Consider the following 18286-nt stretch of genomic DNA (forward strand, 5'->3'; position numbering starts at 1 on the left):
TTGAGTGAAAAGTCAAGAGAAGAAGAGAAATTAAGCTTTAAAGAGCAGATTCTGAGAGATTTAGAAAAAGTAAAAGGCTATGATGAAGTTCTGAAAGAAGATGAGGCAGTAGTTCGCACTCCTGCAAATGAACCTTCAGCTGAAGAACTCATGGCTGATTCCTTGTCAACGGTAGAGGAGATTATGAGAAAAGCTCCTACCGTGCCGACTCACCCAAGTCAAGATGTACCAGCTTCTCCAGCAGATGAGATTCAAAGAGAAACTCCTGGTGTTCCAAGTCATCCAAGTCAAGATGCACCTTCTTCTCCAGCGGAAGAAAGTGGTTCAAGACCAGGACCAGGTCCTGTTAGACCTAAGAAACTTGAAAGAGAATACAATGAAACCCCAACAAGGGTAGCTGTTTCCTATAAGACGGCAGAGAAAAAAGCAGAACAAGCAGGTCCAGAAACACCTATGCCTGCTACAGAAACAGTGGATATCATCAGCGATACACCACGTCGTAGCCGTAGAGAAGGAGTAAAACCTGTTAAGCCTAAGAAAGAGAAGAAGTCACATGTGAAAGCCTTTGTGATTTCATTCCTTGTATTCCTTGCCTTGCTCTCAGCAGGTGGTTACTTTGGTTACCAGTATGTTCAGTCATCTTTACAGCCTGTGGATGCTTCATCGAAACAATATGTGACGGTTGGAATTCCAGAAGGTTCAAACGTTCAAGAAATCGGTACGACGCTTGAAAAAGCTGGTTTGGTAAAGCATGGTCTGATTTTTAGCTTTTATGCCAAGTATAAAAATTATACCGATTTGAAAGCAGGTTACTACAATTTGCAAAAGAGTATGAGTACAGAAGACTTACTCAAAGAGTTGCAAAAAGGTGGAACAGCTGAACCACAGGAACCTGTCCTTGCGACTTTGACAATTCCAGAAGGTTATACGATTGATCAAATTGCTCAAGCTGTGGGTCAATTGCAAGGTGACTTCAAAGAGCCTTTGACAGCGGAGGCTTTCTTGGCAAAAGTTCAAGATGAGACGTTTATCAGTCAAGAAGTTGCCAAATATCTGAGTCTACTTGAAAGCTTGCCTACAAAAGACAGCGGTGCGCGTTATCGTTTGGAAGGATACCTTTTCCCAGCTACATACTCTATCAAGGAAAGCACAACTATTGAGAGCTTGATTGATGAGATGTTAGCTGCTATGGATAAGAACCTATCTCCTTACTATAGTACTATCAAATCTAAAAACTTGACTGTCAATGAGTTGTTGACCATTGCTTCCTTGGTCGAAAAAGAAGGTGCCAAGACAGAAGATCGTAAGCTCATTGCAGGTGTATTCTACAATCGTTTGAATCGTGATATGCCACTTCAAAGTAATATTGCAATCTTGTATGCCCAAGGAAAACTGGGGCAAAATATCAGCCTAGCTGAGGATGTTGCGATTGATACCAACATTGATTCACCTTATAATGTTTATAAAAATGTAGGTCTCATGCCTGGTCCAGTCGATAGTCCAAGTCTGGATGCGATTGAGTCAAGCATCAATCAAACTAAGAGCGATAACCTCTACTTTGTAGCAGATGTCACAGATGGCAAGGTCTACTATGCTAACAATCAAGAAGACCACGATCGCAATGTTGCTGAACATGTCAACAGCAAATTAAACCAAACAAACTAAAATTATGTGATACTTCACATAATTTTCTTTCGAAAATATCATCAGAAGAAAGTTGAGAAAAATGGCAGAAAAAACATATCCTATGACCCTTGAGGAAAAGGAAAAACTTGAAAAAGAATTAGAAGAATTGAAATTGGTCCGCCGTCCAGAAGTGGTAGAACGCATTAAGATTGCCCGTTCATACGGTGACCTTTCAGAAAACAGTGAGTACGAAGCAGCTAAGGATGAACAAGCCTTTGTTGAAGGACAAATCTCTAGCTTGGAAACAAAAATCCGCTATGCTGAAATCGTCAATAGCGACGCAGTTGCCCAAGACGAAGTAGCGATTGGTAAAACAGTCACCATCCAAGAAATTGGTGAGGACGAAGAAGAAGTTTATATTATTGTAGGTTCAGCGGGTGCGGATGCCTTTGCAGGTAAAGTTTCAAATGAAAGCCCAATTGGACAAGCCTTGATTGGCAAGAAAACAGGTGACACAGCAACCATTGAAACACCTGTTGGTAGCTATGATGTAAAAATCTTGAAGGTTGAAAAAACAGCCTAAAAACAGAAAAAAGGAGTGGGGAGGCGATGCGCTTCACTCACTCCTTTTTCCATTTTGCTACTCTTCGAAAATCTCTTCAAACCACGTCAGCGTCGCCTTGCCGTATGTATGGTTACTGACTTCGTCAGTTTCATCCACAACCTCAAAACCATGTTTTGAGCTGACTTCGTCAGTTCTGTCTACAACCTCAAAACAGTGTTTTGAGCAACGTACGGCTAGCTTTCTAGTTTGCTCTTTGATTTTCATTGAGTATAAATTGAATTGAATTGGAGACTATATGAGTTCAAAGAAGAAAAATAAGATGGAGCGTGGTCTGACCAATCGTCATGTGCAGGTTATGGCCATCGCTGGAACAATCGGAACAGGACTCTTTTTGGGAGCAGGTCGCTCTATTAGCCTAACAGGTCCTTCCATTGTACTGATTTATATGATTACGGGGGCCTTCATGTTCCTCATGATGCGTGCTGTTGGGGAAATGCTCTACCAAGACCCTGAGCAACATACCTTTATCAACTTTATCACGCGCCATTTGGGTAAGGGCTGGGGCTATTTCTCAGTATGGTCTTACTGGCTATCCGTTGTCTTTATCGGTATGGCGGAAATCACTGCTATCGCACATTATGTGCAATTTTGGTTCCCAACTTGGCCGAGTTGGATGATTGAGATTGGATTTTTGACCATTCTAGCCTTGGTCAATCTGATTGCGGTGAAGCTCTTTGGGGAAGTTGAGTTTTGGTTTGCGATGGTCAAGATTGTGGCTATTTTAGCTATGATTGCAACAGGAGTCTTTATGGTCTTGACAGGCTTTAAGACACCTCATGGAGTAGCAAGTTTGGCCAATATTGCTGACAATTTCTCCCTCTTCCCAAATGGTGGAGTGAACTTTGTCATGGCCTTCCAGATGGTGTTCTTTGCATATCTTATGATTGAGTTTATCGGGGTCACAACTTCTGAAACCAAAAATCCACGTCAGGTCTTGCCAAAAGCCGTTAAGGAAATTCCTTTGCGTATCGCCTTTTTCTACGGTGGTGCCCTCTTATCCATCATGGCTATCATTCCATGGCGTGAACTTGCCTCAGCTGATTCTCCTTTTGTAACAGTATTTGAATTGGCCGGTGTCAAGTGGGCAGCAGCCTTGATTAACTTCGTTGTTTTGACCTCAGCAGCATCTGCTCTTAACTCAACGCTTTATTCAACAGGGCGCCATTTGTATCAGATTGCTCATGATTCGCCAAATCGCTTCCTAAAGGCTATCAAGGCAGATACTCTTTCTCGCCACAATGTGCCACAAAATGCCATCATCGCCTCAGCGATTTTGATTGCCCTAGCAGCCTTTATCAACGTCCTGCCAGGAGTTTCGGATGCCTTTGCCTTGATTACGGCATCATCATCAGGTGTCTATATTGCCATTTATATCTTGATCATGGTGGCTCACCTTAAATACCGCAAGTCACCAGACTTTATGGCGGATGGCTATCTCATGCCCCATTATCGTTTCTTAAATCCTTTAACCATGCTCTTCTTTGCCTTTGTCTTTGTAACCCTCTTTTTACAAGAGTCTACATTTGTCGGAGCAATCGGCTCAGCTATCTGGATTATCGGTTTTGGTATTTATAGCCAGTGGAAATTTAGAAAATAGATTTGAAACTCATCAACTTAGCTTGGTGGGTTTTTTCTTTAGAATCAAGTCAAAAAGCACCAGAGTCAAGTGACTTTGGTGCTTTAAAGTTGCACACATTTTGTTGTTTATTGATGTTGATAGTTATTCTTCATCTTCCATAGGGAATGGAATGCCAGTTTTATTCAGTCGTTGAACTTCTTGGGTAAATGAATTTTTAATTGTAATCATATTTGGTAATGGAAAGAGGTCGTTTTGAGCATCAATGTAATGAAGAAGAGCATTAGCTCGTTCAATAGCCTTAGGATTGTTTTGTCGAAGTAGATTGAAAACTTCATATATGTTTAAATAAAATAGTTGAAATACTGAAAACTCATAATAGAATATTTCAGATAGTGCTATCTTCAACTTATAGATGAGCTTTTCTGCTTTATCGTAGTATCCATAGCGAGAATATGTTCTAACTAAAAACGTTCCAGTTTGAGTATATCTGTGAGAAAATGATTCAGACATATGTTTAGTTTCTTCTAATCCTTTGACAATTAGCTTTTCGAGGTATTCAAGGAATTTTAACTCAAAATATTGCCCATCAAATGTAAGAAGAAGTTCAATAATAAGAAAATCACGAATATAAAGAGTATCAATACTAAACATATAGTTGACCAAGTAATTAATAGCTTCTACTACATCAGGAGTCGATTCATCCCTTGTATTCTCCATTCTAAAAATATCTAATTTTAGTATGTAATACTCTATGACATTTCCCCAGTCACTTTTCTTTCCCAGTATTTGTCTAGCTTTTATTTTATCATTTTTAGACAATGCATGTATAATTTCTCTTGCTCTTAGGGAATTCTTATCTTGAATATGAAAAATTTCTACATAGTCGTATCCATCTAAATTAAAATTGTTTAAAACTTCAAAAAATGTATTTACTTTAACAGTAGCGAGTCCTTTTTCAAAGCGACTAAGGTTGTTGGGAGTAATGGCATCTCCAGCAGCCTCTTTAAGGCTCATATTGCGATCTTGACGGATTTTGTGGATAATTTCTCCATAGTGTTTGAATTCCATGATAGTCTCCTTGAGTTTTATTGGTTTTATTATAACTTAAATTTCTCCATTTTTGGGAAAAACTACTGTTTTTAGTAAATTTTTTAGGAAAAGTCGGGGGGGGGGGTAAAATTCTATTGTTTTCGGTAGAAATATCCAAAAAGGGGATTATTTACTGTATAATCAAGTCAATCAAAAATAAAGGAGATAAGGATGAAAAAGTCCCTAATTATGACAACTGCTGCAGTAGCTGGTTTAGGAGTTGCAGCAACTACTCAAACAGTCTTTGCAACTGAAGCTCCAACTGAAAACACAGTCAACTCTACTATCAACAATAAGGTCACAGACAAAGATTTATCTGACGCTGAAAAACGCGCGGTAGATACCGCTAAAGATGCCGACAAAAAAGCAAAAGACGCTGAACAAGCCAAAGATACGCTTGACAAGGCGCAAAAAGACAAAGACGCCAAAACCGCTGAAAAAGATGCCCTTGAAAAAGACCTTGAAAAGGCAAAAGACGCTACACCAGAAAAAATAAAAGATGAAACTGATGATGTAGACGCTAAAGAAAAAGCAAAGGCAGACAAAGAAACGGAATCCAACAAAAAGGCTGACCAAGTGACTAAAAAGTCTGACGAAGCCAAACTTGCTAAAGATGAACTTGACAAGGCTCGTACAGGTGTAGAAAAAGCTGACAAAGAGCTGAAAGACGCAACGGACGACTTTGACCCAACAGCTAAAGATAAGGCTCAACAAGAAAAAGATGATGCGGATAAAGATGTACTTGTAAAAGACCAAGCCAAACGCAATGCGGAAACAGAGCTTGAAAAAGCAAAAGAAGACGACAAAACGCGTGAAGCTAAAAAGGTACAAGAGCGTCAAAACAAAAACGACAAAGAAGCAGAAAAAACGGCAAAAGAAGGCGATGTGAAAACCGCAGAAAAAGCAATCAAAGACGCTGAAGAAAAACTAAAATCAGCTCAATACCCAACAGACGTCGTCCTAACTCCAGAATGGAGAGATAAAGCTAAAGAGCTCATCAAACGACGTATGGATAAGTACCCAGAGCCATATCCAGATATGACAGGCATGGACGCAGACCAAATTGACAAAGCGGATGAAGAATGGAACGCTCGCTATAACGTTTGGTTGGAACAATATCGTAAAGATATTCGCCGACTAGAAGAAGAGTTGACTGAACTAGACCGTGAAACAAATGAGAACTGGATGGACCGTATCAGCAAAATTAGTGAGACAGGAATCCAAGATGGGGAAACTGATGTTAAATATGACCCAAACAACCTACCTCAAGATATCGTGGATGATTTAAACAACCATTTTGTTACTCTTTTAAACAGTCTTCGTAAACAATTAGGTCTGTCAGAAGCTAAACTCAATACGAACAATAAAGATTTTGCCAAAGAAGTAGCAAAAATTTATAAAGACAATGACTATCAAGACTTGAGTCACTTTGGACGAGGAATTAATGATATCGCTCGAAAACGAGGATTAAAACCGTCTGAAAAACCTGGCATTGACACACATACACAATATTATGAAGACCTCATGAATATTCCAATGGGTTCAGATAAAATGACTAAACAGGAACTGCTTGCACGCATGACAGAATCTTTTATGTCATTCTTTGCTGAAGGTTACTTGACAGGTGGCTACGGTCATTTTTATAGTTTGTTACAAGCCGACACTGTAGGATTAAATACATCAATCATCAAAGGTGGACAACTTTTAACTGACCTTGGTGACCCTGATTTCACACACGTATACCGCATTCACGTTTTGAAAGTGAAAAGTGAAAAATATATTGACAACGATAATACAGACATCCAAAAAGCTAAGTATGATGACCTCTATGGACCAAATTCTAAAGCCAATCTTCCAACACCAACTCTACAAAGCAAACAAGAAGTAGAAGCCGAATTGGAAAAAGCTAAATCTGATAAGAAAACAGCTGAGGCGAATTTGGAACAAGTGAAAACAGAGCTTCAAGAAATTGAGAAACGCATTACCGACCTAGAAAAAGAAGTATCTGAAACACCAGCCAAAGAAGCAAAACGTGCGGAAGCTGTCAAAGAGCTTGAAAAAGCTAAAGAAAAAGCAGAAGACGCTCAACGTAAGCTAGAACGTGCGACACTTGACGATAATGCCAAATCATTGCGTCTGGAAAAAGCTCGCAAGGAAAAAGACGAAGCCGACAAAGAATTGGCTAAGAAATTGGCAGAAAGTCAGCAAAAAGACAAAGACTTGGAAGATGCGAAGATTGAGCGTTTGAAGGCTGACAAAGAATTGAAAGACGCGGAAGACGCACTGCAAAAAGCAAAAGACAAGTTGGCAGAAACACTTCATTTGAGTCAAGAAAAAGCTAAACTGGAAGCAGAATTGAAAGCTAAGTCAAAAGAGTTGGATGAACTCTGCAAGCACGTAGATGATTTGAAACGTGACGTGAAGCAAAAAGAAGACGAGGCAGAAAAAGCTCGTAAAATCAAGGATGAAGCGGAACGTGAGTATCAAAAATTGCTCCTACATAAGACAATCGACGACGCACTTATTCCAGAACAACCAGAATTCAAAGGTGGCGTAAACGGCCCAGGCGCTATTCAACCAGAACTACCAGAATTCCCACTTGACGAACTACCTAAGGATGAAGAACCCAAAGTAGAAGAACCTAAAGTAGAACAGCCAAGAGTTGAACAACCTAAGGTAGACGAACCGAAGGGTGAGCAGCCCAAAGTTGAACAACCAAAAGCTGAACAACCGAAAGTAGCGCAACCAAAAGGTGAAGAACCAGCTCAAGAGCCTAAAAGTGGTAGATCAAGTGACGAACCGAATACCGAAAAACCTGGTCAGGCTGGTAACCGAGATGTGAAACCTGTTGGGCCAGCACCAAGCTACCAAGCGCCAGCAGTTCTTTCTCAAGCTAAACAAGAAGTTGAACAAAAAGCATTGCCAAATACTGGAAGTCAAGTGAGCCTACTAGCTTTATTAGGATATGGTTTATTAGCGGGATTAGGAATTATTTTAAAGAAAAAGAGGGATAAAAATTGAAAAAGAAAGTTGCATTTGTATTATCGTTAGTAACTAGTCTATTGCTTTTGGCGGCCTGTTCATCAGCAGATGGAACCTATGTCTACCAAGGTAGCATGCCATTTATGGAAGAAGCAACCGTAACCATCCAAATCAAGGGTGACAAGGGACAAGTTCATACCAAGGGAAAAACAATTGGTATCCTAACAGAAGGCAAGCCAACAGAGCAGACAGATGAGATGAAGGTCAACCAGAAAGAAAAGACTCTTGAATTGTCTTCAATGAAACTAGGTTATGAGATCAAAGGTGGAGAGTTGACCATTACTTCAGATCCTTCTGGTATACTAGCTGGTAAATCTTTTAAAAAGAAATAAAGGAGGTATTATGTCCAAGAAAACCATTTTAAGTGGCTTGTTATTGGCTAGCTCAGTCATTTTATTAGCAGCCTGTGGGCAGCAAGCTAGTCAGATTAGTGGGGGAGAGTCGACTGACACTACAGTCCAAACCAGTGCTTCGGAAGATAAAAAAGCTGAACAAGCAAAGATTGATTACCAGATTGTATATCAGAATATCTTAGATTCCTATAGAGAGCGAGTTAAGGCAGCGCAAAAACAACAAATGCCACAGAATTCGACAGGTGACAAAGAAGAGTCTTATATTGATTCCATTTTGTTTGATTACCAAGGGAAAGATATTAGCTACACTTTCTACGATATTAATAAGGATGGCAAGAAAGAATTGCTAATTAAACAAGATAAGGTCCTACTTGGGATTTATTATCTGATAGATCAGGGAGCCCAGCTAGTCAAGGCTGGTGGGGTTGCTGGGAAAGGTGGTTCACGTCAGATCTTGATTCCTTATGAAAATGGAACTATCTCTTACTTGATTTTTAGTGCTTCTAAACCGGAAGCCATTGCTAAAACCTATCTCTTTGCAGATGGTCGTTATCAGGAAGCCAGCTCAGTCAACTATGATTTAAGAGAGACAGATGATCCTTCAAGTTTACAAGGGCTAGATGGGGTTAAAAAGCTTGATTTGGAAGGCTTGAACTGGTTGATTTTTGATGATGCTTCAGCTAGTCGTCCCTTTATTGATCTAGAGGAGCAGGCCAAGGGACCTGGTGCTCATCTGGCTGAAATTCATCAGAAAAACTTTAGTAGTATCAAAGGCACTTGGAAGAATAACAAGGGTGGCGAAGTCACTTTTGATGAAAATGGATTTACAAACGGAGCTGAAGTAACACCGGCTCCACCTAGAATTGTAGATAATATGGCAAAATTTGGAATCGGATTTAGTGGTGGCGTAGGTGGAGCAGCTGTCACTCTAATTCCCAAAGGAATTGTGCATCCTCCTCTTAATGGAGGTAATACATCTTATGAAGATGCTTCTGACAGCAGTAAAGATCGTTTATTAATTACCCAGTATGGGGGGGCATTAGCAGATCCAAACGAATTTTACTATAAGATTAGTGAATAAAAAGGAAAAATAGAAGATGAAACTAAAACATGTACTGGCAGGATCAGCAATGGGGTTGAGTCTACTGATGGCAGGGGTAGGAAATGTCTGGTACTACCTCAACGGTTCAGGTGCTATGAATAAAGGTGGCTGGTCTAAAGTTGGAAAATCCTGGTATTGCTTCACAACTTCAGGAGCTCTTTTAGTCAATACTACAACACCAGATGGCTATCGCGTAAATGCTAATGGTGAGTGGGTGTAGGAGTGACAGAGCTATAGTCATACATGATAGATAAAATATATTTTAGATATATCACATTTAAGGAGAATAATAATGGCTTATTTTTTAGTTGGTAAAGATAATTCTTCTTTATTTTCTAAAAGAACAACTTGGGATTTTGATGCTGCAATTGCGGCTGCAAGTGATGGAGATACAATTGAAATCCAAGAAAATTTTAGAGTAGAATTTGGATCAATCCTAATTGATAAAAATTTATCATTTATTGGAAATGTTATTGAAGAGGAGCAACTCATTTTACCTGCATTGGATGGTTTGTTTGCTATTGATGGTGTAAATGTGACATTTAAAAATCTAGCTTTAAATGTCAAAGAAGAAAAATATAATTGTTTGAACATAAAACCAGGATCATCTGTACTATTAGATACCGTTATTTTAGAATCAAATCAGACTGAAGGTGAAATTTACCCGATCTGTTATTCTAAAGATTCAACCGTTACGATTAAAAATTCTGTAGTTCGTTCTTTTCAACCAGATAAACGTCAGCGCATATATTTTGATAATTCTACAGTTCTAATTCAAGATACGAGTATCTATGTTCAAACAGTATTTGATAACTCAAGATTTGAATTATCAAATATTGAGTTAGAAGTTTCGGATAACAATGGAATATTCTTAGGAACAAAATCAGAAGGAAGCATTAAAAGTTCTATTTTATTTGCAGGTAGTTTTGAAAATAAGCGCTCTACAATTGAGTGTACACAATCAAGCTTGACCTTACTGGATACGAGAGTTTTTCTAGATAATGATGAGGAGTATGTAAATGCTTGTTTTCTAAAAGAAAGTTCCTTATCTGTAGGGTTTGTAATGATGCATTCTATTAAAACAGTGAAGTCCACAGTACATATTGAAGATCATCTGGGATTGGTAGAACTTGGAGATTTTGAAGATCATTCATCTGTTACTGGAAATATCTTAATGGTTTTAGGAGGAAATCATAATAAGATTAATGTATACTCTGACAGTCATTCTAACCTACGATTAAATAAAATAATTGTAGGAATGAAAACAAACCCAGATATAAAACTGGAACGAAATGTTAAATTCCAAGTCGGTGAATTACTGAGAGTAAAAACCAATGAAGATTATACAGATGTTATCTTAGATGAAAATAATCAATATACCTTAGTAAATGATGAAGTATCTATTCGTCGTTTCGGTGAGAAAACAACGTTTGAAAAGTTACAGGATATGATTGGACTTGATAGTGTCAAAAATGAAGTTCAAGAATTTATTGCTATTACTAATATGAATAAATCCCGAAAAGATAAGGGCTTTAATACATCTGGAGTAACTTTACATTCATTGTTTTTAGGAAACCCTGGTACTGGTAAAACTACAGTTGCTAGATTGATGGGTAAACTACTTTATGAAAATAATATCATTCCAACAGATAAGTATGTAGAAACATCCAGAAGTGATTTAGTCGGTCAGCATATAGGTCATACTGCTATCAAAACAAGAAAAGTATTAGAATCTGCACTAGGTGGAGTACTCTTTATTGATGAGGCCTATACACTTGCAAAAGGTGGAGAAAAAGATTTTGGATCGGAAGCTATTGATGAAATCTTGAAATTCATGGAAGATCATCGAGAGGATATTGTCTTAATTTTTGCAGGTTATACAAAGGATATGGAAAAATTCTTAGAAATGAATGAAGGATTGCGGAGTCGTATTCCAAATGTATTTCATTTTGAAGATTATTCTATTGGGCAATTGTATCAGATTGGTCTAAATAATCTAGTAAGTAAAGGTTATAAAGTAGATGTAGAAGCATATCAAAAACTTCTGAAAAATAATTTTGAAAGAAGCAATGATTTTAGTAACGGACGCTGGGTTAGAAACCAAAATGAGAAAATTTTACGTAAGGTAGCGATGTATCTATTTGAGAATAATATAGAGATAATAGAGATGATACCTAATGAAGTCTTGGAGAATTGTTATATTTAATAGAAAGAGGAAAGAAAGTATATGTCAGATAATTTTAAGAAAGAATATGTAACCCCACCATCCGCAGGAGCCACTAAAGAAAAATTTGGTAATTTTTTACAATCTGTAAGAGATCATTTAAGAGAAGACTATCGTAAACAATTTATAATTAGAAAAACATTATGTAGTTTCTTGGTATTTCTTTTTTGGATAATGTTTTGGGTTCCTCCTTTAGGGATTTTTGGTTTTCTAATTGCTGTTGTCTTAACCTGGTTATCTTTTGTGTTTTGGCACTATTCTTATTGGAATTATCAAGGGGGAATTATACAGAATTTCTTGGATGGTCTAGTTCGCTATGGAACATTTTGGGGATTAGTAAAGAAAACTATTTTACAGTATATCTTGGTTTATTTTTGGATAACATTAGCTGCTCCAGTTTTTGGATTTTTCATCTGGAGGAAAGCTGTAAAGCATAATCAAATTTTATATGTTACCAACGAACGCAGAGACATATGGAATGAAAACTAAATCGTTTGAAAGGTTTCCAAATTAGATGAAAGTAGTTTAAAGGTATTCATCAGTGTAAGAATGAGATGATTAGAATCTAGTATATAAGTTCTATTAATGTAAGAAGAGGTTCAATACCAGTATTCTACGATGAATAATTTGAAAATATAAATTGTTAAAACTATATCTTTACAACGAAGCAACAAGCATCTCCACATCGGGGGGTGTTTTTGAAACTCATCAACGCAGGTTGGTGAGTTTTTGCTAGTTTGACAGTCTATTGAAATAAGACTATAATCAAGCTGTATCAGTTTTCGAGGAGGTTTAGATGTACTTTAGATTGGAAAATAAGGAATCCCATAAATCGCAAGAAATTGGGAATTTGATTCGTGCTTATAATCGTTCAAAAAGAGAAGAGGCTGAAAGTGAGCCACTTAATCTTTATGTTGAAGATGAAAAGGGCAATCTCTTTGCAGGTTTGATAGCAGAGACTTTTGGAAATTGGCTAGAAATTGAGTATTTATTTGTCAAAGAGGAACTGAGAGGGCAAGGAATCGGTTCAAGACTATTGCAGCAAGCAGAAAGTGAAGCCAAGAATCGAAACTGTCGTTTTGCTTTTGTCAATACTTATCAGTTTCAAGCTCCAGATTTTTATCTAAGCCATGGCTACAAGGAAGTCTTTGCTTTGCAAGACTATCCCTACACAGGGAAAAGATATTACTACCAAAAGGATTTGTAAGGTGAGTATGAAAGTATAAGGCAAAGAGGGGTTCTTGACATAAGTATGAAGGGGATTCTCGATAAATACCAGTTAAATCCTACACATTGTGTCTTTATAGGTGATATTGAGGACAATACAATCGCAGCTGAGAAATTGGGAATCAAGTCCTATCAGGTTAAGAAAAGAAGCGATGCCGTCGATATTTTGAAATTATATATTTAAACTAAAAACTCTCTATCTTTTTGTGGTAGAGAGTTTTTTTGTTAATAAAATTTTACAAAATGACATTTATATATTGCATTAAGTTAGATATATGATATAATGTTGTTAAAAAGAGGCGCAACTTTTTAAAATTAATGAGAATCAAAGAGAAAACCAAGAATATTAATGGAGGAATAAAAAATGGAAGTTATAAATGTAAGTAAGCATTATGGTCATTCAATCATTCTCAAAGATATAAATTTCGCACTTAATAAGGGTGAAATTGTTGGTCTAGTAGGGAGAAATGGAGTTGGTAAGAGTACGTTGATGAAAATTCTTGGTCAGAATAATCAACCGACTTCAGGTAATATTATAAGCAGTGATAATGTTGGGTATTTAATCGAAGAACCAAAATTATTTTTATCTAAAACAGGTTTAGAGAATTTAAAATATTTGTCAAATTTATATGGTGTTGACTACAATCAAGAAAGATTTAGAAGTTTGATCCAAGAGTTAGATTTGACTCAGTCTATTAATAAAAAAGTAAAGACCTATTTTTTGGGTACAAAACAAAAATTAGCTTTGCTTCTAACTCTCGTTACGAAACCTGATATATTGATTTTAGATGAACCGACTAATGGTTTAGATATTGAATCATCACAAATAGTTTTAGCGGTTCTAAAAAATTTAGCTTTACATGAAAATGTGGGAATTTTAATATCGAGTCATAAATTAGAAGATATTGAAGAAATTTGTGAGAGGGTTCTTTTCTTGGAGAACGGGCTTTTGACATTTCAAAAAGTAGGAAAAGATAGTCATAATTTCTTGTTTGAGATAGCTTTTTCATCAGCTACAGATAGAGACATTTTCATTACCAAACAAGAATTTGGGGATATTGTTCAGGAAGAGGGACTGAGAATTACGATGTCTGGGAATATTCAAAGTAGTGAGCTTTTTAAATTTTTTAACGAAAACTCTATTAAAGTAGTTGATTTTGAAACTAAAAAAGAGACGCTTAAAGATATTTACTTAAATCGTTCAAAATAAAGGAAGGTTATCATCATGAAATTAAATAAATTGAATTTTCTTAAGGAAAATATAAGAAATTTATATTCATCAGGCGTAATATATCTCGGTTTACTTATCTCGTTTATACCGCCGATATTGGTTACATTCTTTATTCTAAAGACTCAAGGGACATCGCTTGGTATTAAGCATATTTCAAACTTTTATGCTATGCTCGGTATGTTAATGGCTGTTATACATGCTAATCGAGTCATTAGTAGAGATTTTTCCCACAATACGGTAAGTTTGTTTTATAATCAACAGAAGAATCGGATGATTTACGTCTTGTCTAATTTTCTATATGCCATCTCAGTTTCCATTATTTATGCTTTGAATGGCATTGTGTTACTAGTCATAGTAAGTAAATTGGGTATTCCAGGTGATTTAGGATTAAATTTTATAGTAGCTATTGTAGTCAATACAATTTTGTTAGTCCTATTTTATTTTCTATTATCTTACATTTTCTATTTATACAAATTGAAAAGTGGCTTGGTATTTTAGTAGCTTTACTACTCTTTATCCCTAATATATTAAATACGATGATGATGAATACTAGTAATGATTTGTTTATCAAAGCAATTGAACTTCTTCCTTTTTATTCTTTACCTGTATTTGTGGCTTCAAATACGATGTCTATTAGTCAGTATCTTGTGGTAATCACTACAATCATTTTATTGTACTTTTTCACTCTCAAGAAAAGCAAGAAGTATTCATTTTAGTTTCATTTAGTATTATTTTGCAAACTTAAAATCTAGTAAAAAAATCAGTCATCTTGGTATGCTCCTGCTTTCACTATTCAACACGTTTTTGACTTATACTAGGCTCATTTCCAAAAGCATTATATAATAGTGATATGAAACCAACTAAACTAAACAAGAAATATAAGCAATAAAAACTCGTTTAAAAGCTCCTACTAAAGCTAATACTAAATAAAAATAAAAGAGTAAACTAGGAAGTTTATTTCAAACAACCTAAAATACTGATTTTCGGCTGAAGATAATACTGGAATGCAAATTAATGGGGTTATAATAAATAGCTGATAGCTTGTGTTAGTTTGGAATTTTTTAAGAGTAGATGAGTATTAAAACTATAAGGAGGACGAAGGTGGCTAAAAATTTAAAATTAAAATTAGCTCGGGTAGAGCGTGATTTAACACAAGGTCAACTGGCAGAGGCTGTCGGGGTGACACGCCAGACTATTGGTTTGATAGAGGCGGGAAAATACAATCCCAGTCTCTCGCTCTGCCAGTCTATTTGCAGATGTTTAGGGAAAACCCTAGACCAACTATTTTGGGAGGAAGAAGATGAAAAATAGATTTTATTATTATCAATTACTAGACGAAAGAGAAGAACAACTGTTCAATAAAGCGGGATCTGAAAGTTTCTATATCTGCATTGCTTTGTCGCTCCTATCTTATATCATTTCAGTATTAGCACCAAGCCTTTTTAATTCTAATATGCTGCTAATCGTTATCATCATAGGGACATTTTACTTTTTCAATCGTGCCCGTTATCTGGGAGTGACCTACTATAGTCGTTTTCATTTTACGATTTTGGGTTGTTTTTTTCTAACCTTGGCGATTACGGCTCTTTTGATGTTGCAGAATTATCAATTCAACATAGAAATTTATCAGCACAATCCTTTGAACATTAAATACCTGTCTGTTTGGGTCATTACTTATGTCATTTACCTTCCTTGGGTTTTTATAGGCAATCTCGGTCTGAAGAGCTATGGAGAATGGGCTCAGAAAAAATTTGAGCAAGACATGGATGAACTGGAGAGTAGTGAATAGCTTGTTACTCTTTTCTCAATCCAGCTAAAATGTGATATAATAGTACTAATTTATTGGAATGCATGAAAGTTTTTGAAAATTTTCATGTATTTCTAGCTAAGGAAGTAGGAAAAGTATGTATCCAGATGATAGTTTGACATTGCACACGGACTTGTACCAGATTAACATGATGCAGGTTTACTTTGACCAAGGAATTCACAATAAAAAGGCGGTCTTTGAGGTTTATTTCCGCCAACAGCCTTTTAAGAACGGCTATGCGGTTTTTGCTGGTTTGGAAAGAATTGTGAATTATCTTGAAGACTTGCGTTTTTCAGATAGTGATATTGCCTATTTGGAGTCGCTTGGTTATCATGGGGTGTTCTTGGACTATCTCCGCAATTTCAAGTTGGAGTTGACCGTTCGTTCTGCCCAAGAAGGGGATTTGGTTTTTGCTAATGAACCGATTGTGCAAGTTGAAGGCCCTCTAGCTCAATGTCAGTTGGTCGAAACAGCTCTTTTGAACATCGTCAACTACCAGACCTTGGTGGCGACTAAGGCAGCTCGTATTCGTTCAGTCATTGAAGATGAGCCTTTGATGGAGTTTGGGACACGTCGGGCGCAAGAGATGGATGCGGCTATCTGGGGAACACGCGCAGCGGTGATTGGTGGAGCCAATGGAACCAGCAACGTGCGCGCTGGTAAACTCTTTGACATTCCTGTCTTGGGGACCCATGCCCATTCTTTGGTACAGGTTTATGGTAACGACTATGAGGCTTTCAAGGCTTACGCTGCGACCCACAAAAATTGCGTTTTTCTTGTGGATACCTATGACACCCTTCGTATTGGGGTACCCGCTGCAATTCAGGTGGCGCGTGAGCTGGGTGACCAGATTAACTTTATGGGTGTGCGGATTGACTCTGGGGATATTGCCTACATTTCTAAGAAAGTCCGTCAGCAACTGGACGAGGCTGGATTTACAGAGGCTAAGATTTATGCTTCAAATGACCTAGATGAAAATACCATCCTAAACCTCAAGATGCAAAAGGCCAAGATTGATGTCTGGGGTGTGGGTACAAAGCTGATTACAGCCTATGACCAGCCAGCTCTGGGAGCAGTTTATAAGATTGTGGTCATCGAAGATGAAAATGGTAATATGCGTAATACGATTAAGCTGTCAAATAATGCTGAAAAAGTGTCTACGCCAGGTAAGAAGCAGGTGTGGCGCATTACCAGTCGTGAAAAAGGCAAGTCAGAAGGCGATTATATCACTTATGACGGCGTAGATGTTGCCAGCATGACAGAAATCAAGATGTTCCATCCGACCTATACTTACATCAAGAAGACGGTTCGTAATTTTGACGCTGTTCCTCTCTTAGTGGATATCTTCAAAGACGGGAAATTGATTTACAACCTGCCTAGCTTAACTGAGATTCAGGACTATGCTCGTAAGGAATTTGACAAGCTTTGGGATGAATACAAGCGCGTGCTCAATCCGCAGCACTATCCAGTGGATTTGGCGCGTGATGTATGGCAAGATAAGATGGACTTGATTGATAAGATGCGCAAGGAAGCCCTTGGTGAAGGAGAAGAAGAATGAGTTTGCAAGAAACGATTATCCAAGAGCTGGGTGTCAAACCAGTGATTGATGCCCAGGAAGAAATCCGTCGTTCTATTGATTTCTTAAAAAGATACCTGAAAAAACATCCCTTTCTTAAAACCTTTGTGCTAGGGATTTCTGGAGGACAAGACTCAACCTTAGCAGGACGATTGGCTCAACTGGCCATGGAAGAATTGCGAGCAGAAACGGGAGACGACAGCTACAAATTTATCGCTGTCCGCCTGCCTTATGGAGTACAAGCCGATGAAGCAGACGCTCAAAAAGCCCTAGACTTCATCCAGCCAGATGTCAGTTTAGTCGTCAATATTAAGGAATCAGCTGACGCTATGACAGCTGCTGTTGAAGCGACAGGTAGTCCTGTTTCAGATTTTAACAAGGGCAATATCAAGGCTCGTAGTCGTATGATTGCCCAATATGCCCTTGCGGGTGCCCATAGTGGAGCGGTCATTGGGACAGACCACGCCGCGGAAAATATCACAGGTTTCTTTACCAAGTTTGGTGACGGTGGTGCAGATATTCTCCCTCTTTATCGCCTCAATAAACGCCAAGGAAAACAACTTTTGAAGGAACTTGGTGCAGACCCAGCCCTTTATGAAAAAATCCCAACAGCAGACCTAGAAGAAGACAAACCAGGCCTAGCTGACGAAGTAGCCCTCGGAGTCACTTATGAAGAGATTGATGACTACCTAGAAGGCAAAACAATCAACCTAGAAGCCCAAACAACTATCGAAAACTGGTGGCATAAAGGCCAACACAAACGCCACCTACCCATCACCGTCTTTGATGATTTTTGGGAGTGAAA

Annotated in this window: 16 protein-coding genes and 3 pseudogenes; 17 read left to right on the plus strand and 2 right to left on the minus strand. The window is 37.7% G+C overall.

All coding sequences use genetic code 11. The features are described 5' to 3' along the window. Together mltG and greA are read left to right on the plus strand one after the other, a co-directional pair. Entirely contained in the window at positions 1–1665 is a 1665-nt protein-coding gene (gene mltG / locus HT689_RS05570; RefSeq protein WP_173251478.1) for an endolytic transglycosylase MltG, read from the plus strand. 61 nt (positions 1666–1726) lie between these two features. After that, positions 1727–2209, plus strand: a complete 483-nt coding sequence (greA, locus tag HT689_RS05575; protein WP_000818760.1) for a transcription elongation factor GreA — start codon at positions 1727–1729, stop codon at positions 2207–2209. Positions 2210–2266: 57 nt separating this feature from the next. Here the strand turns inward: greA and HT689_RS09740 are convergent, their stop codons facing one another. Continuing rightward, the gene (locus tag HT689_RS09740) at positions 2267–2455 is read right to left on the minus strand and encodes a hypothetical protein (RefSeq protein WP_240148129.1); all 189 of its coding nucleotides are present in this window, start codon (positions 2453–2455) and stop codon (positions 2267–2269) included. A gap of 31 nt (positions 2456–2486) precedes the next feature. Here HT689_RS09740 and HT689_RS05585 point away from each other — a divergent pair, with 31 nt between their 5' ends. Continuing rightward, positions 2487–3848, plus strand: a complete 1362-nt coding sequence (locus HT689_RS05585; protein ID WP_173251476.1) for an amino acid permease — start codon at positions 2487–2489, stop codon at positions 3846–3848. Between the two features lie 123 nt (positions 3849–3971). Here the strand turns inward: HT689_RS05585 and HT689_RS05590 are convergent, their stop codons facing one another. Then, entirely contained in the window at positions 3972–4898 is a 927-nt protein-coding gene (locus tag HT689_RS05590) for a helix-turn-helix transcriptional regulator (protein WP_173251474.1), read from the minus strand. A gap of 192 nt (positions 4899–5090) precedes the next feature. On the opposite strand from HT689_RS05590, the gene HT689_RS05595 reads away from it, so the two are divergent. The 14 genes and pseudogenes from HT689_RS05595 (at position 5091) to nadE (ending at position 18284) form a co-directional block, all read left to right on the plus strand. Then, a complete protein-coding gene (locus HT689_RS05595; protein ID WP_173280859.1) occupies positions 5091–7940 on the plus strand; it encodes an SEC10/PgrA surface exclusion domain-containing protein in 2850 nt (949 codons plus the stop codon). Next, positions 7937–8293 (plus strand): hypothetical protein, encoded by a 357-nt coding sequence (locus HT689_RS05600; RefSeq protein ID WP_173251557.1) that lies wholly within the window; start codon positions 7937–7939, stop codon positions 8291–8293. Before HT689_RS05595 ends, HT689_RS05600 begins: the two co-directional genes overlap by 4 nt. Positions 8294–8303: 10 nt before the next feature. Then, positions 8304–9395, plus strand: a complete 1092-nt coding sequence (locus HT689_RS05605; RefSeq protein ID WP_173251559.1) for a DUF6287 domain-containing protein — start codon at positions 8304–8306, stop codon at positions 9393–9395. A gap of 79 nt (positions 9396–9474) precedes the next feature. Further along, positions 9475–9636, plus strand: a pseudogene (locus HT689_RS05610) (nucleoside triphosphate hydrolase); the annotation flags it as partial. Positions 9637–9708: 72 nt separating this feature from the next. Next, positions 9709–11622, plus strand: coding sequence for an AAA family ATPase (locus HT689_RS05615; RefSeq protein WP_173251561.1), 1914 nt, complete (start codon positions 9709–9711; stop codon positions 11620–11622). 21 nt (positions 11623–11643) lie between these two features. Beyond that, entirely contained in the window at positions 11644–12129 is a 486-nt protein-coding gene (locus tag HT689_RS05620; protein ID WP_173251564.1) for a hypothetical protein, read from the plus strand. Between the two features lie 307 nt (positions 12130–12436). Then, entirely contained in the window at positions 12437–12847 is a 411-nt protein-coding gene (locus tag HT689_RS05625) for a GNAT family N-acetyltransferase (protein ID WP_173251566.1), read from the plus strand. A gap of 45 nt (positions 12848–12892) precedes the next feature. After that, a complete protein-coding gene (locus HT689_RS05630) occupies positions 12893–13051 on the plus strand; it encodes an HAD hydrolase-like protein (RefSeq protein WP_173280861.1) in 159 nt (52 codons plus the stop codon). Positions 13052–13185: 134 nt separating this feature from the next. Continuing rightward, positions 13186–14077 (plus strand): annotated as a pseudogene (locus HT689_RS05635) (ABC transporter ATP-binding protein). Positions 14078–14092: 15 nt separating this feature from the next. Continuing rightward, positions 14093–14814: pseudogene (locus HT689_RS09745) on the plus strand (hypothetical protein). Positions 14815–15199: 385 nt separating this feature from the next. Next, positions 15200–15409, plus strand: a complete 210-nt coding sequence (locus HT689_RS05650) for a helix-turn-helix transcriptional regulator (protein WP_001107505.1) — start codon at positions 15200–15202, stop codon at positions 15407–15409. Further along, entirely contained in the window at positions 15399–15887 is a 489-nt protein-coding gene (locus HT689_RS05655) for a DUF6773 family protein (protein WP_050262054.1), read from the plus strand. Before HT689_RS05650 ends, HT689_RS05655 begins: the two co-directional genes overlap by 11 nt. Before the next feature lie 115 nt (positions 15888–16002). Next, positions 16003–17463 (plus strand): nicotinate phosphoribosyltransferase, encoded by a 1461-nt coding sequence (locus HT689_RS05660; protein ID WP_172931001.1) that lies wholly within the window; start codon positions 16003–16005, stop codon positions 17461–17463. Continuing rightward, on the plus strand, positions 17460–18284 hold the full coding sequence (gene nadE / locus HT689_RS05665) for an ammonia-dependent NAD(+) synthetase (RefSeq protein ID WP_173280867.1): 825 nt from the start codon (positions 17460–17462) through the stop codon (positions 18282–18284). The genes HT689_RS05660 and nadE overlap by 4 nt, the downstream gene beginning before the upstream one ends. Positions 18285–18286: the final 2 nt, after the last annotated feature.

The organism is Streptococcus sp. 2342, from assembly GCF_013276795.1.
GTDB lineage: Bacteria > Bacillota > Bacilli > Lactobacillales > Streptococcaceae > Streptococcus.

Coding starts and splice junctions, on each gene's coding strand:
- HT689_RS09740 (WP_240148129.1), bottom strand. CDS start 2,455: ATGAAAATCAAAGAGCAAACTAGAAAGCTAGCCGTACGTTGCTCAAAA.
- HT689_RS05630 (WP_173280861.1), top strand. CDS start 12,893: ATGAAGGGGATTCTCGATAAATACCAGTTAAATCCTACACATTGTGTC.
- greA (WP_000818760.1), top strand. CDS start 1,727: ATGGCAGAAAAAACATATCCTATGACCCTTGAGGAAAAGGAAAAACTT.
- HT689_RS05585 (WP_173251476.1), top strand. CDS start 2,487: ATGAGTTCAAAGAAGAAAAATAAGATGGAGCGTGGTCTGACCAATCGT.
- HT689_RS05625 (WP_173251566.1), top strand. CDS start 12,437: ATGTACTTTAGATTGGAAAATAAGGAATCCCATAAATCGCAAGAAATT.
- HT689_RS05620 (WP_173251564.1), top strand. CDS start 11,644: ATGTCAGATAATTTTAAGAAAGAATATGTAACCCCACCATCCGCAGGA.
- HT689_RS05595 (WP_173280859.1), top strand. CDS start 5,091: ATGAAAAAGTCCCTAATTATGACAACTGCTGCAGTAGCTGGTTTAGGA.
- HT689_RS05590 (WP_173251474.1), bottom strand. CDS start 4,898: ATGGAATTCAAACACTATGGAGAAATTATCCACAAAATCCGTCAAGAT.
- HT689_RS05660 (WP_172931001.1), top strand. CDS start 16,003: ATGTATCCAGATGATAGTTTGACATTGCACACGGACTTGTACCAGATT.
- HT689_RS05655 (WP_050262054.1), top strand. CDS start 15,399: ATGAAAAATAGATTTTATTATTATCAATTACTAGACGAAAGAGAAGAA.
- HT689_RS05605 (WP_173251559.1), top strand. CDS start 8,304: ATGTCCAAGAAAACCATTTTAAGTGGCTTGTTATTGGCTAGCTCAGTC.
- nadE (WP_173280867.1), top strand. CDS start 17,460: ATGAGTTTGCAAGAAACGATTATCCAAGAGCTGGGTGTCAAACCAGTG.
- HT689_RS05615 (WP_173251561.1), top strand. CDS start 9,709: ATGGCTTATTTTTTAGTTGGTAAAGATAATTCTTCTTTATTTTCTAAA.